This window comes from Alkalihalophilus marmarensis DSM 21297 (assembly GCF_000474275.2).
Taxonomy (GTDB): domain Bacteria; phylum Bacillota; class Bacilli; order Bacillales; family Bacillaceae_D; genus Alkalihalophilus; species Alkalihalophilus marmarensis.
In genome coordinates this window covers 86,953-100,098 of record NZ_ATAE01000003.1, presented here as the reverse complement: position 1 = coordinate 100,098, position 13,146 = coordinate 86,953, and the positions used below count along the sequence as shown (strand labels likewise).

At 42.1% G+C, this 13,146-nt stretch carries 12 protein-coding genes and 1 other annotated feature; of the genes, 1 reads left to right on the top strand and 11 read right to left on the bottom strand.

Annotated features, from left to right (window positions below; all coding sequences use genetic code 11):
• Positions 1-80: 80 nt before the first annotated feature.
• From alaS to A33I_RS00540, 11 genes are all read right to left on the bottom strand, one after another.
• Positions 81-2,720, bottom strand: coding sequence for an alanine--tRNA ligase (gene alaS, locus A33I_RS00590; RefSeq protein ID WP_022626534.1), 2,640 nt, complete (start codon positions 2,718-2,720; stop codon positions 81-83).
• Positions 2,721-2,781: 61 nt separating this feature from the next.
• Positions 2,782-2,993, bottom strand: a binding site (T-box leader).
• Between the two features lie 84 nt (positions 2,994-3,077).
• Positions 3,078-4,142, bottom strand: a complete 1,065-nt coding sequence (locus A33I_RS00585) for an AI-2E family transporter (RefSeq protein WP_022626533.1) — start codon at positions 4,140-4,142, stop codon at positions 3,078-3,080.
• Positions 4,143-4,273: 131 nt separating this feature from the next.
• The gene (locus tag A33I_RS00580; protein WP_022626532.1) at positions 4,274-4,462 is read right to left on the bottom strand and encodes a DUF3918 family protein; all 189 of its coding nucleotides are present in this window, start codon (positions 4,460-4,462) and stop codon (positions 4,274-4,276) included.
• Positions 4,463-4,487: 25 nt separating this feature from the next.
• Positions 4,488-4,676, bottom strand: a complete 189-nt coding sequence (locus tag A33I_RS00575) for a hypothetical protein (protein WP_012957789.1) — start codon at positions 4,674-4,676, stop codon at positions 4,488-4,490.
• Between the two features lie 13 nt (positions 4,677-4,689).
• A complete protein-coding gene (locus A33I_RS00570; protein WP_022626531.1) occupies positions 4,690-5,166 on the bottom strand; it encodes a PRC-barrel domain-containing protein in 477 nt (158 codons plus the stop codon).
• 51 nt (positions 5,167-5,217) lie between these two features.
• Entirely contained in the window at positions 5,218-7,536 is a 2,319-nt protein-coding gene (gene recD2 / locus A33I_RS00565; RefSeq protein ID WP_022626530.1) for an SF1B family DNA helicase RecD2, read from the bottom strand.
• A gap of 12 nt (positions 7,537-7,548) precedes the next feature.
• Positions 7,549-8,235, bottom strand: a complete 687-nt coding sequence (locus A33I_RS00560; RefSeq protein ID WP_022626529.1) for a tetratricopeptide repeat protein — start codon at positions 8,233-8,235, stop codon at positions 7,549-7,551.
• 77 nt (positions 8,236-8,312) lie between these two features.
• Positions 8,313-9,416 carry a tRNA 2-thiouridine(34) synthase MnmA gene (gene mnmA / locus A33I_RS00555; protein ID WP_022626528.1) on the bottom strand — a complete coding sequence of 368 codons (1,104 nt, stop codon included), beginning with the start codon at positions 9,414-9,416 and terminating at the stop codon, positions 8,313-8,315.
• A gap of 21 nt (positions 9,417-9,437) precedes the next feature.
• Positions 9,438-10,601, bottom strand: coding sequence for a cysteine desulfurase family protein (locus tag A33I_RS00550; RefSeq protein ID WP_022626527.1), 1,164 nt, complete (start codon positions 10,599-10,601; stop codon positions 9,438-9,440).
• Positions 10,602-10,623: 22 nt separating this feature from the next.
• Positions 10,624-11,043, bottom strand: coding sequence for a cysteine metabolism transcriptional regulator CymR (gene cymR / locus A33I_RS00545; protein ID WP_012957783.1), 420 nt, complete (start codon positions 11,041-11,043; stop codon positions 10,624-10,626).
• Positions 10,988-11,683: a YczE/YyaS/YitT family protein gene (locus A33I_RS00540; protein WP_022626525.1), complete on the bottom strand. Its 696-nt coding sequence runs from the start codon at positions 11,681-11,683 to the stop codon at positions 10,988-10,990. Before A33I_RS00540 ends, cymR begins: the two co-directional genes overlap by 56 nt.
• Before the next feature lie 182 nt (positions 11,684-11,865).
• Here A33I_RS00540 and A33I_RS00535 point away from each other — a divergent pair, with 182 nt between their 5' ends.
• Positions 11,866-13,134, top strand: coding sequence for a replication-associated recombination protein A (locus tag A33I_RS00535; RefSeq protein ID WP_022626524.1), 1,269 nt, complete (start codon positions 11,866-11,868; stop codon positions 13,132-13,134).
• The last annotated feature ends 12 nt before the right edge of the window (positions 13,135-13,146 follow it).

Genomic DNA, 13,146 nt, shown 5'->3' with positions numbered 1-13,146 from the left:
CTTTACCTTTATTGAATTCTAGTATCAAATTCTCGTACATAAAAGGTTGTCTTATTCTATTGTACACGAAGTTGGCCAAATTAGGAAATTGTTTTAACGAATTCAGGAACATAAGCCAGTGCTTCAGCTAACTGTTCTGGCTTTTTACCGCCTGCTTGCGCCATATCAGGACGGCCGCCGCCGCCGCCGCCGCAGCGTGATGCTACTTCTTTTACAAGTTTTCCTGCATGGTGGCCCTGACTAATTAAATCTTTTGTTACACCAGCAACAAGATTTACTTTTTCACCAGAAACGGCACCTAGAACAATTACGCCTGAATCAAGGTCTTGCTTCAGCTTATCCACGATCGCACGAAGTCCTTCCATATCACTTGCATTGACTTCTTTAGATAGAACTTTAACACCATTTACTTCTACTGCTTCATCAATAAGGTTCCCAGCTTCCATGTTGCCCAATTTTGATGATAATGATTCGTTTTCACGCTGCAGATCTCGAATTTGCTGCTGCATCGCTTCAATTCTTGCAGGAACATCTTTTACATTTTTCGCTTTAACTAGTTCAGATGCTGTCGTCAATAAACGTAGCTGATCATTCATGAATTCATATGCACCTTGCCCAGTGACCGCTTCAATACGTCTGACGCCTGCACCAATCCCAGATTCAGATACAACTTTAAATAATCCAATCTCTGCTGTGTTGCCAACATGACAACCACCGCACAGCTCTAATGAGTAATCGCCAACTTGCACGACGCGTACAGTGTCTCCGTATTTCTCACCGAAAAGCGCCATTGCACCCATTTCTTTCGCTTCAGCAAGTTTCTTTTCGCTGATATCTACAGAAATGGCATTCCAAACTTTTTCATTCACGATTTCTTCAATTTTTGTTAACTCTTCTTTCGTTACTTGACCGAAATGAGAGAAATCAAAACGAAGACGATCTTCTGATACAAGGGAACCTGCTTGGTTCACATGAACTCCTAGAACATCTTTTAACGCTTGGTGAAGCAAGTGAGTCGCTGTATGGTTTTTAACAATGCCGATACGAGAGGTTTCCTCTACCGTACTTGTCACTGTAACGCCTTCCTTCAGCTCTCCTTCTTCAACAACTATGGTGTGAAGGTGTTGGCCGTTTGGAGCTTTTGTTACTTCTGCTACACGTGCGATAACTCCCTCGCCAATAATCGTACCCGTATCAGCTACTTGTCCGCCGCTTTCTGCATAGAAAGGCGTCGTACTTAAGATCACTTGTGCAGTTTCCCCAGCTGGTACACTTGACATGCGTTCTTTACCTGCAATTAACACACTTACAGTACCTTCTGCTGATAATTGGTTATATCCTACAAAGGTACTTTCTGCGTTAATCTCACCTAGAAGTTCATCTTGTACCTGCATAGAGCCAGATTCTTGACGTGCTGCTCGTGCACGGCTTCTCTGCTGTTCCATTTCTACCTCAAAGCCATCACGATCAATCGTTAACCCTTTTTCTTCTACATATTCTTCCGTAAGATCTACCGGGAAGCCGTACGTATCGTAAAGGCGGAACACATCAGAACCAGAAATCACTTCTTCATTCTTAGCCTTCGCTTCAGCCAGAATTTTATCAAGAATGCCGAGGCCTTCATTTAATGTTTCATGGAAACGCTCTTCTTCTGTTTTCATCACTTTTTGGATAAATTCCGTTTTCTCTTTAACTTCAGGATAGAAGTCTACCATAATCTCCCCAACAACCGGCACGAGTTCATACATAAACGGACGATCGATACCGATCAGTTTAGCATAACGTACTGCACGACGAAGCAAGCGGCGAAGGACATACCCGCGGCCTTCATTTGATGGAAGCGCACCATCACCTACTGCAAACGTTACGGTACGAACATGGTCTGCAATGACTTTAAACGCAACATCAGTTTCTGTATCAGCACCATATTTCACAGATGTTAACTGCTCTGTTGCTTGAATGATTGGCATGAATAAATCTGTTTCAAAGTTTGTTTTCGTATCTTGAATAACAGATACCATACGCTCAAGACCCATTCCTGTATCAATATTTTTCTTAGGAAGAGGTGTGTATGTACCGTCTGGATTATGGTTGAACTGAGAGAAAACCAAGTTCCATACTTCTAAGTAACGTTCGTTCTCTCCTCCAGGGTATAGTTCTGGATCATTTGCATCGTCACCATATGAAGGGCCGCGATCATAGAAAATCTCAGTATTAGGACCACTTGGACCTTCTCCGATATCCCAGAAATTCCCCTCTAAGCGAATAATGCGCTCTTCTGGCACCCCAATATTCTTTGCCCAATAATCATACGCTTCATTGTCCTCTGGATGAACCGTAACTGATAATTTTTCTGAGTCAAAACCGATCCATTTTTCGCTCGTTAAGAACTCCCACGCCCACTCAATCGCTTCCTCTTTAAAGTAGTCACCAATAGAGAAGTTTCCTAGCATTTCAAAGAAGGTATGGTGTCGTGCCGTTTTACCGACATTTTCAATATCATTTGTACGGATTGACTTTTGCGCATTGGTAATACGTGGATTTTCCGGAATGACTCGTCCGTCAAAATACTTCTTAAGAGTTGCCACCCCGCTGTTGATCCATAAAAGAGATGGGTCCTCATGTGGAACAAGTGATGCACTTGGTTCAATGTCGTGACCTTTTTCTTTAAAGAAATCAAGATACATTTGACGTACTTGTGCTGATGTTAATGAATTCATTTTGTCATCTCCTTTTTATTTTGATCGAACATTTGCATACAAAAAAACCCTCATCCCAAAAAGAAGGGACGAGAGTTGTAATCACGCGGTGCCACCCTAATTATGAATTACCTATTGTAATTCATCACTCAAAGCCGTAACGAGGCTGACGGCAGGTTTTTCCCTGCACTCAGGAGCAGCTTTCCAAATCCCTTCACACAGCAGCTCTTTCAGCCTAAGGAGCTGCCTCTCTTTGTGCGGTCTGATTCGTACTTATTCCGTCGACGTGTTTTGTATACGATTCGTTCGTTGATCTACTCTTCTAACCATCGAGTTAAACCATTTGATTCCTATTATAGAAAAGCGTTTATACACTTGTCAATGACTGATGAAATATAGTCTTAAATGTAGAAGAGTCACCTTTAAAATAGCAAGGGCAGGTACGGCCAATAGCAGCCCGATCACGCCCCCTGCTTCAATCCCTATTACCAAAGCGAGGATAATTAATATAGGGTGCAAATGTAATGTCTTACCAACAATCACTGGAGATAAAATATTTCCTTCAATCTGTTGTAAGATTAATATAAATCCAGCTGTTATCAAAGCTAGCTGCCAAGACTCAAACAATGCAATGATAATAGCAGGGACGGCACCAATGTATGCTCCAAAGTATGGTATCATCTCTGTCGCCCCCATAAATACTCCTAAAAGAATTGGGTAGGGAACACCGATCAACCAAAAACCCAAACTCGAAATAATTGTTACGGCAAGTGCAACTAATAGTTGTCCTCTTATATAGCTCCCAAATGAATGGTCCACATCTTTTGCATAGCGCTTTAAACCCGGCCTCCATTTTCTAGGAGTAAGATACCAGGAAACTTTTTCTATTAGGTCAAAGTCCTTTAAAAAATAAAAAACAAGAAAGGGGACGACCATTAAACTAAAAATAGATTGAATCAACCATAGCGCAAGAACTTCTATCTGATCGAGCGCTTTTGCTCCAAGCACCCCCGCCTGAGTCGACCATTCATTAATATGAACTTGGATAGGGGATGGAAGAGCTCTGGCTTGCGTTTGAATTTGTATAATCATTTTCTCTATTTCAGTAATTTGCTGTGGTAAGACTGTCATTGCGTGCTGAACTTGTTCAATTAATAACGGAACACCAAACATGAGAACAAGGCCTAGGGTAACTAATAAAGAGAGAAATACGAGTAATACACTTAGCGAACGCGGCAGCCCATGCTCATGAAGCCCCTCTACTAGCGGATGCAGCAAATATGTAAATAAGAAGGATAGGGAGAGAGGAAGCAGCAATGCTTTTATTATGCTTAGTACCGGCGTTACTAATGGGAATAATTGCATTGCCATAAATACAATCAGCATGAGTAATAAAATAAGAATAAGTCTTGTGATCCACTTATTCTCAAGTGTTTTCCACATTCCCAACACCTCCTTTTCATTTTTCCTGTTCTTGTTATCGTTAGTGTGTACAAATTAATTTACATTATCACTCTCCTTATCTTTTCACAAAAAAAGCCTGCCTACATGTGTAGACAAGCTTGTCGCTGCATTTACGAAAAACGTTTGGTTAAGCGTTTCATCGTTTTATTCCACGTTCGTTTATTCAGATATTTATCCATATATAACCGCGTAATAGGCTGGATAAACTGGTCAAATTTACGCTTTTTCTGGCGACTACTCATCGAATAAGCAGCAGCTCCCACTCCAACAGCAAGTAAGGACGTAAAAGCTTTTCTCATCGGATGACACCACCTTTATATTGGATTACATTCCAACATGCAGATCCTCATCATCAAACAAATCATCTAAGGAACTAAGCGAACCATCTTCTTCGACCTGATGTAAACTTAGCATTCCTTTTTGCAAGCTCATTTCCACAAAGCAATTCCAGCAATAGTACTGATTTGTACCGATTTTTCCGATATCTTTTGATTTACAGTTTGGACATTGCATACGCAGGGCCTCCTTAAATCGACACGATGGCGCGATCCTTGCCAACTACAAGAGGGCCCTTGGTCTTAACTACCTTCCTGCCGTCTACTAAGTCAGCTACTAACCCATCGGTCACTTCATACCCTACGATTGTCCCCACTTCTTCATCAAAATATACATCTTCGACAAGCCCGACTTTTTCGCCTTCAGTCGTCAACAAGGAAATTCCCTGAAGACGTCTTTTGCCTAGCTTTAATGGATGGGCATGATGGTTTTTTCGATCATATCTATATACATCCTTGAAATTTTCCACCATTACCCCGTCATATCCAAAACTTGCAACTGCGCCTATCGGCAGAAAAAGATGGTGATTAAGCCACCCTTTCTTATCAATAACAAACCCTGAGATACGCTCGCCTCGATCAACTAACACATCAAGCACATGCCCGCATTCTATTCCTGAAGCTTGTTCGATGACTGGCAGACCTTCTACGGTTGAAAAAGTTCGCAAAGTACTCCCCACCTTTCCGAACAACCTTAGTATGCATGTTATGTCCCTTCGTTATGTTAGTTGACCATTTCCATTCTCATATTCCTGTTGAGATTGTTTTAGGGCGACAAGCTTGTCTTTTAACATCGAATACCTGATTAACTCATCTTCTCGTGTAACTGCGGTATGAAAGGATTTTAGTTCGCCGCATAGAAGCAGGAATTTTTTTGCCCGAGTAATCCCTGTATAAATTAAGTTTCTCCTAAGCATCCGAGAATAATTACGTACTACAGGCATGACAACGATTGGAAATTCGCTTCCTTGCGATTTATGGATCGAACAGCAATAAGCATGTGTAATTTGATTTAAATCTTTCTTATTGTAGACAACTTCTGTTCCATCAAAACTAATCACAACCTGATCTTGTTTTTCTGTATTTTCTTTTGCATAGAAAATCGCGACAATTTCTCCGCGGTCTCCGTTGTACACATTTTCATCAGGATTATTTACGAGCTGAAGCACAACATCTCCTGTCCGGTAAGAAAGTTCCCCGTATAAAAGCTCTCGTTTTTGCTCTGTCTTAGGGTTAAAAAGCTCTTGGAGAATGCGATTGAGTTCTGTAATCCCCGCCTGCCCTTTATACATCGGAGCCAGCACTTGTATGTCTCTGGCAAGGTACCCTTTTTTTATGGCATTTTCACAAATCTGTGTCACAACATGCTGGACGTGATCGGTTGTACACGGAAAGAACCTTCGATCAGGCTTCGCTTCAGGCAGGTCGCTAGGCAATTTCCCTTGTTTCATCTCGTGGGCGAGTTCGATGATCGAGGAGCCTTCCTTTTGTCTATAGATCGCTGTTAACGGAACTGTTGGAACTACCTCTGCATCTAAGAAGTCTTTAAGTACTTGGCCAGGTCCAACTGAAGGCAATTGATCTTGATCTCCTACAAAAACGACCTGCATGCCTTTAGGGATCGCCTTTAACAATTGATTAGCAAGCCAGATGTCAACCATTGATACCTCATCGACAATAATCAATTCTCCTTCCAGCTGCTCATGTTCTCCTTTTTCAAATCCACCATTTCCGCCTTTCCAGCCAAGCAGCCTATGAATGGTAACAGCAGGCAGTTCTGTTGCCTCGCTCATCCGCTTTGCCGCTCTTCCAGTTGGTGCGACAAGTAAGATCGGAAATGGATTGGATTTAGTGTACGCTTTAGGGTCAAGTGATAAACCGTTAAGTCTTGCATACGTTTCGACAATTCCTTTAATAACGGTTGTCTTTCCCGTTCCCGGCCCTCCGGTAAGGAGCATAAAAGGATTAGCTAACGCTGTTTGAATCGCTTCTTTCTGCTGCGGTGCGTATTCAATTTTCAACTCTTCCTCAAGCTCGCCTAGCGTTTTTAAGAACTCCGATTCCGGGAATTCATCCTTAACCTCTGTAGCCATGAGTCTCCTTACACTTGAGACAATTCCTTTTTCAGCAAAATACAGAGATTTTATATAAACGCGTGTTTCCTCAAGTACAAGGGCATCCTCCTCTTCCATCGTTAAAAGCTCATGCTCGACTTCTTCGGCACTTATTGACGCATCTGGTGAAGATAACAGTTGTTTTACATGAGGGATCAATTCTTCTTTTTCGATATAGACATGTCCATCTTGTAAGCATAATTCTTGTACAACAAACAAAAGCCCCGCTCGGATCCTGTCTGGGTGATTCCCTGTTAAACCAATCGCAGCTCCAAGTAAATCAGCTTTCCTAAATCCGATCCCTTCTACGTCTGCAATCAGCTGATAAGGATTTGTTTGAATAATATCAAGTGCTTGAAACCCATACTTTTGATATACCTTCATTGAAAGTTCAAGACCAAATCCGTGCTTTGACAGCGTCATTAGGACCTGTTCAACTCCTTGTTGGTCTATGAGCTGCTGATATAATTGGTCTGCTTTTTCTTTAGAGAGCTTTGGTACAGCTTTTAGTACAGCTCGGTCTTCAACAATCCGAGTAATGGCCCTTTCCCCTAATACCTCAACAATCGTTTCTGCTGTCCTCTTGCCGATCCCGGGGAAGCGATCACTTGAAAGATATTGAATGATGCCGCTCTTTGTTTGAGGCAGATCTCGTCTAAATTGCTCTACTTGGTACTGCTGTCCAAAACGTGGATGGTCAGTGATGGTTCCAAAAAACAAAAAGGTTTCAGCTACATCCAGCTGTGGAAGGATTCCCACTACCGTTATTTTCTTATCCTTTAGCTCTTCATTTGTTTCACTGACCCGAATCAGAGCTACAGTGTAGGCATTTTCATCATTTCTAAAGACGAGATGGAGAACCTCGCCTTTTATATAACCACGCTCTATTCCGTTATCTTGTTCTAAGGATTGTTGTTCATCCATTCATAATCACCCTTATTGCAAGGCTTCTGATACGGTCTTTCGTCCATTAGCAGCTAGTGCATGATCCGGCTGGATACGAAGAGCTTCTTCAAATGCTTGAAGAGCTTTCGTCAAGTTTTCCTGATACGCATAAGCAACACCAAGGTTAAAATGAGCATCCGCATGTTCAGGTGCCAGCTTAACCACTTCTTCAAGCTCAACTACCGCATCCTCTACCTGTTCTAGCTGAGCTAACGTTAGACCGTACTGGAAGCGCGCATCTACATCTGACTTATTGAGCTCAACGGCACGCTTAAAGTTTGCAAGTGCATGCGGCAGAGCCCCAAGCTGATAATAACTCATTCCAAGCATAAAAAAGACATCTGCCTCTTCAAGCTTTTCTACTAACGCTTGTTTAAACATTTTTGCTGCTTCTTCAAACTGATCTTGTTTAAAATAAATCGTTCCCGCACCGTAATAAGCAGTGGCAGCATGTTCATCTAGTTCAATCGCTTTATCAAAGAAAATAAGTGCACGTTCATAGTCATTTACGGCTCCAAGCAGATTTCCAAAGTTAATAAAGGCTGTTGCATCCTTTGGTTTTTCTTCGATTGCAGCATTAAACGCTTTAGCCGCTTCCTCGTAATTTTGTTCATTCATATACGAAATTCCTTTTTCATTCCAATTCGTTTTATTACTACTTAATTCATTATTGCTCATTATTTTCATCCTCTCACTGCTTCTAACCTTTATTTATTATCTCACGCCGGAACACAGAGAAAAAGGGAAAATACCATTTAGGCATTTTCCCACTTTTTAATCACTCGATCGATCGTACCTCCACCTAAACACACATCGCCTTCATAGAAAACGACAGCTTGTCCGGGTGTAATCGCACGCTCTGGCTCATCAAATTTCACCAGCGCACTTCCGTCTTCCTGCGGTATAACCGTCACGCCTTGATCATCTTGGCGATAGCGGAATTTAGCTGTACAACGGAATTCATTTGTTGGTTTTGTCGGTGAGATCCAATTCAAATGAACGGCTTCTAGTCCCTCTGAATATAAACCTTGGTTATGGAACCCTTGTCCAACAATCAATACGTTGCGTTCTAAGTCTTTATCAATCACAAACCATGGCTCGCCAGCACCACCTATCCCAAGACCTTGACGCTGCCCTAAAGTATAGTACATTAATCCGTCATGCTTACCCTTTACTTCGCCATCAACAGTTTGCATTTCACCAGGCTGAGCAGGTAAGAATTCACTTAGAAATTCTTTGAAATTACGCTCTCCTATAAAGCAAATTCCTGTGCTGTCTTTTTTCTTAGCCGTAGCAAGATCCGCAGCTAACGCCTTCTCTCGCACTTCCTTTTTAGGAATGTGACCAATTGGGAACATCGTTTTTGATAACTGCTGCTGTGACAGGGCATTTAAGAAATAGGTTTGATCTTTATTGCTGTCGACACCACGCAGCAATTTAAACTCTCCGTCCACTTCTTCCACACGTGCATAATGACCGGTTGCCACATAATCAGCACCAAGTGCCATCGCATGGTTTAAAAACGCTTTGAACTTGATTTCTTTATTACACATGACATCTGGGTTAGGCGTACGCCCCGCTTTATATTCCTCGAGGAAATACGTAAATACCTTGTCCCAATATTGTTTTTCAAAATTAACTGCATAATAAGGAATGCCGATTTGATTACATACACGAATCACATCTTCATAGTCCTCAGTAGCTGTACAAAAGCCGCTTTCATCAGTATCATCCCAGTTTTTCATAAATATCCCGATGACATCATAGCCTTGTTCTTTTAAGACGAGGGCTGTTACAGATGAATCTACACCACCTGACATCCCTACTACGACCTTTGTATCTTCAGGTCTTTTTTTCATCATTTCCACCACCTAATACTCCTAGCTGATAAACTGCTGTTGTTCTTGGAGTCTTTTAACAATTTTTGCAATCTCTTTTGCCGCATGTTCAATTTCTTTTTCAGTATTGGTTATACCAAAACTGAATCTAACAGCCGAAAAGATGCGCTCTTTCCCCTCATTACCGTACATCGCTTCTAGAACATGTGAAGGCTCAAGTGAACCTGCCGTACATGCTGAACCGCTTGAAGCTGCGATATTAGCCATATCAAGTGCGACAAGGAGCGCTTCGACTTGAACACCCGGAAAACTTATATTTAATACATGAGGAAGGCGCTCGACAGGATCCCCATTTAATCCAAAATTAATGTCCTTCTTAGTAAATGTATCAAAAAAGATCCGGGAATAGCCAAGATAACGCTCACGTTTTTCATTGGCAGTTTCAACAGCAATTTCCATTGCTTTACTGAACCCAACAATAGCTGCTACATTTTCCGTACCCGCTCTTCGCTTACGCTCCTGCTCTCCCCCAAATAACAGGGGTCTTGCTGAGATACCTTTTTTCATATATAAAAGGCCGATTCCTTTAGGGCCGTTAATTTTGTGAGCGGACAATGAAAGCATATCTACAGGCAGCTCTGCTAGGTTTAAATCCACTGTACCCAAAGCTTGAACGGCATCTGTATGAAAGGCTGCTTGATGCTCCCTCACTATCTCGCCAATCTCTTTAATAGGCTGAATCGTTCCTACTTCATTATTCCCATACATAATTGTTATAAGGATCGTATCATCGCGAAGCGCTTGACGAACGTCTTCAATACTGACTCTTCCGATTTCATCCACCGGTAAATAGGTAACCTCAAAGCCTCTCTGCTCTAGTTCGGCGCAAGCATGTCCTACTGCATGATGCTCAATTTGCGTGGTAATTATATGCTTGCCTTTTGACTCATTTTCTAATGCGTAACCTATGACCGCTAAATTATCTGCTTCAGTACCCCCGCTAGTAATAATTAATTGATTAGGAGACGTATGCAGGCATTCTGCAAGTTTTGCTCTTGCCTCATCAACTGCCTGACGAGCTGCGCGTCCGATATGATGGATGCTAGACGGGTTGCCAAACTGCTCATAAAAATACGGCAACATCGCATCAACGACCCTCGGGTCCATTGGCGATGTTGCAGCATGGTCAAGATAGATGGAATCCATCATTGATCACCTTCTTTATTTATTAAATGTAGAACATATAATATTCTTGTTTGCCTTTATCTTCAAATTTCGCTAAATCATCTAATGTTGTATTATCTAGTACATCTTTTACCGCATCACGAATTTTAATCCATAAGTCACGCTTTGCAGGCTCTTCATCATCCATTACTTCCACTGGACTGATCGGTCCTTCAAGGACACGGATAATATCTCCCGCTGTAATCTCATTTGCATCCTTTGCAAGCATATAACCGCCATAAGCACCGCGTACACTCTTTACAAGCATCGCATTTCTAAGAGGTGCAATCAGCTGCTCTAAATAATGTTCAGATAGTTTATATTCTTTTGCGATTGATTTTAATGAAACTGGACCTTCACCTGACTTTTTAGCTAACGCCATCATGATGGTGAGTCCGTAACGTCCCTTGGTTGAAATTTTCATTTTTCGACCCTCTTTCTATCAAAATATCGACCATTCGCTGACATTGGGGCATCGTAAAGCCTACGACCGAACCAATCCCAAAACAAAATAATAACGTTCCTATAAAGACCGGACCTCCTAGAAGCCACCCTGCAGTCAATACAATGACCTCCATCGAACTACGCACCCATTGAACTTTCCATCCTGTGCGCAGTGTCAGAGCAAGCATTAAGCTGTCCCGTGGTCCTGCTCCAAGCTTTGGCGCAATATATAAGCCAATTCCGTATCCAATGATTAAAATTCCTAGTAATAGCATAGCCAATTTCAAGACAAAACCTTCAGGGGCTGGCAAGATCCACAGAAAGATATCAATGAATACCCCGACTAATACCATATTGATAAATGCACCAAGCTGCGGCCATTCTTTTGTTAAAAAGCTTGTTGCACCAATAATAAGAAAACCCATGATAATAGACCATGAGCCTACTGTAAGTCCTAGCTGCAGGGTGAGACCGATATGCAATACATCCCACGGCGCACTCCCTAAGTCTGCCTTAATCATCATAGATATACCAAACGACATGATGACGAGGCCAACCATAAACACTGCCCAGCGAACAAATAACTTGCTCGGTTTTCTTCTATTCTCAACTCCGCTCAAAGGTTACCCCTTCTCTCCTGCTAATTCTTTGTCATTATAGCATGAATTCCATTTATTTTGGCGTCTAAATCACTGTCGTACCCATTCACTCCCTTGGTGTATTCTAAGTATGCTGGATCATTGGCTTTTCCCCTCTATTGGGCTACACTATAGGTGAATGCTTGTTTATTGGAGATGATCGGATGAAAAAGGAACCACTCGCATATCGTATGCGTCCAAAGAAAATTGAAGACATTATTGGCCAGAGCCACTTAGTAGGCGAAGGCAAGCTCCTGCGCCGGATGGTCGATGTCGGTCAACTTTCATCGATGATCTTATATGGTCCTCCTGGTGTAGGTAAAACTTCTATAGCAACAGCCATCGCAGGAAGTACCGACACTCCTTTCAAATTGTTAAACGCTGTGGTCCACAATAAGAAAGACATGGAAATTGCTGTTGCCGAAGCAAAAATGCATGGGCAGCTCATCGTTATTCTCGATGAAGTACATCGGTTAGATAAAGCAAAGCAAGATTTCTTGCTGCCTCATTTAGAAAAAGGACTTATTATTTTAATTGGAGCTACTACGGCTAATCCTTATCACTCTATTAACCCAGCAATTCGCAGCCGTTGTCAAATATTTGAACTTGAATCCCTTACTCCTGATGATATAAAGACTGCTCTAATTCGTGCGATTCAAAATCCAGAGTCGGGGTTTGGCAAAGAGCAGATTGAGATTGAAGATGATGCCCTTAGTCATCTGGCTCATATGTGCGGAGGGGATGTTCGCTCAGCTTTAAACGCCCTAGAGCTTGCTGTTAAATCAACGTTTGCAACGGAGGCCGGAATCAAACATATCTCACTTGAAACCGCCGAATCATGCATTCAAAAGAAAAGTTTCCATCATGATAAAGATGGCGATGCTCATTATGACGTATTATCTGCCTTCCAGAAATCAATTCGTGGAAGTGATGTAAATGCTGGGCTTCATTACTTAGCCCGTCTGCTTGAAGCAGGTGATTTAACAAGTATAGCAAGAAGGCTTCTTGTGATTTCCTATGAAGATATTGGGCTAGCAAACCCACAAGCTGGAGCGAGAACATTAGCTGCGATAGAGGCAGCCGAACGGCTAGGAATGCCAGAAGCACGCATCCCTCTATCAAACGCTGTGGTCGAGCTTTGCCTTTCTCCAAAATCTAATTCTGCATATAAAGCTATAGATGCAGCTATTGCAGATATTAGAGGAGGCGCCTCTGGGGATGTACCTAAACATTTGAAGGATGCTCATTATAAAGGAGCAAAAGCACTTGGGCGCGGGGTAGAATATCAGTATCCTCATGACTTTGATCACGGATGGGTTAAGCAGCAATACCTGCCGGACAAACTAAAAAAGGCCCGCTATTATGAACCTAAACGCACGGGGAAATTTGAACAAGCTCTTGCAGATATTTATGATAAATTAGATCAACGCTAAAAACTGGCGCCC

Coding starts and splice junctions, on each gene's coding strand:
- alaS (WP_022626534.1), bottom strand. CDS start 2,720: ATGAATTCATTAACATCAGCACAAGTACGTCAAATGTATCTTGATTTC.
- A33I_RS00585 (WP_022626533.1), bottom strand. CDS start 4,142: ATGTGGAAAACACTTGAGAATAAGTGGATCACAAGACTTATTCTTATT.
- A33I_RS00580 (WP_022626532.1), bottom strand. CDS start 4,462: ATGAGAAAAGCTTTTACGTCCTTACTTGCTGTTGGAGTGGGAGCTGCT.
- A33I_RS00575 (WP_012957789.1), bottom strand. CDS start 4,676: ATGCAATGTCCAAACTGTAAATCAAAAGATATCGGAAAAATCGGTACA.
- recD2 (WP_022626530.1), bottom strand. CDS start 7,536: ATGGATGAACAACAATCCTTAGAACAAGATAACGGAATAGAGCGTGGT.
- A33I_RS00560 (WP_022626529.1), bottom strand. CDS start 8,235: ATGAGCAATAATGAATTAAGTAGTAATAAAACGAATTGGAATGAAAAA.
- mnmA (WP_022626528.1), bottom strand. CDS start 9,416: ATGAAAAAAAGACCTGAAGATACAAAGGTCGTAGTAGGGATGTCAGGT.
- A33I_RS00550 (WP_022626527.1), bottom strand. CDS start 10,601: ATGGATTCCATCTATCTTGACCATGCTGCAACATCGCCAATGGACCCG.
- cymR (WP_012957783.1), bottom strand. CDS start 11,043: ATGAAAATTTCAACCAAGGGACGTTACGGACTCACCATCATGATGGCG.
- A33I_RS00535 (WP_022626524.1), top strand. CDS start 11,866: ATGAAAAAGGAACCACTCGCATATCGTATGCGTCCAAAGAAAATTGAA.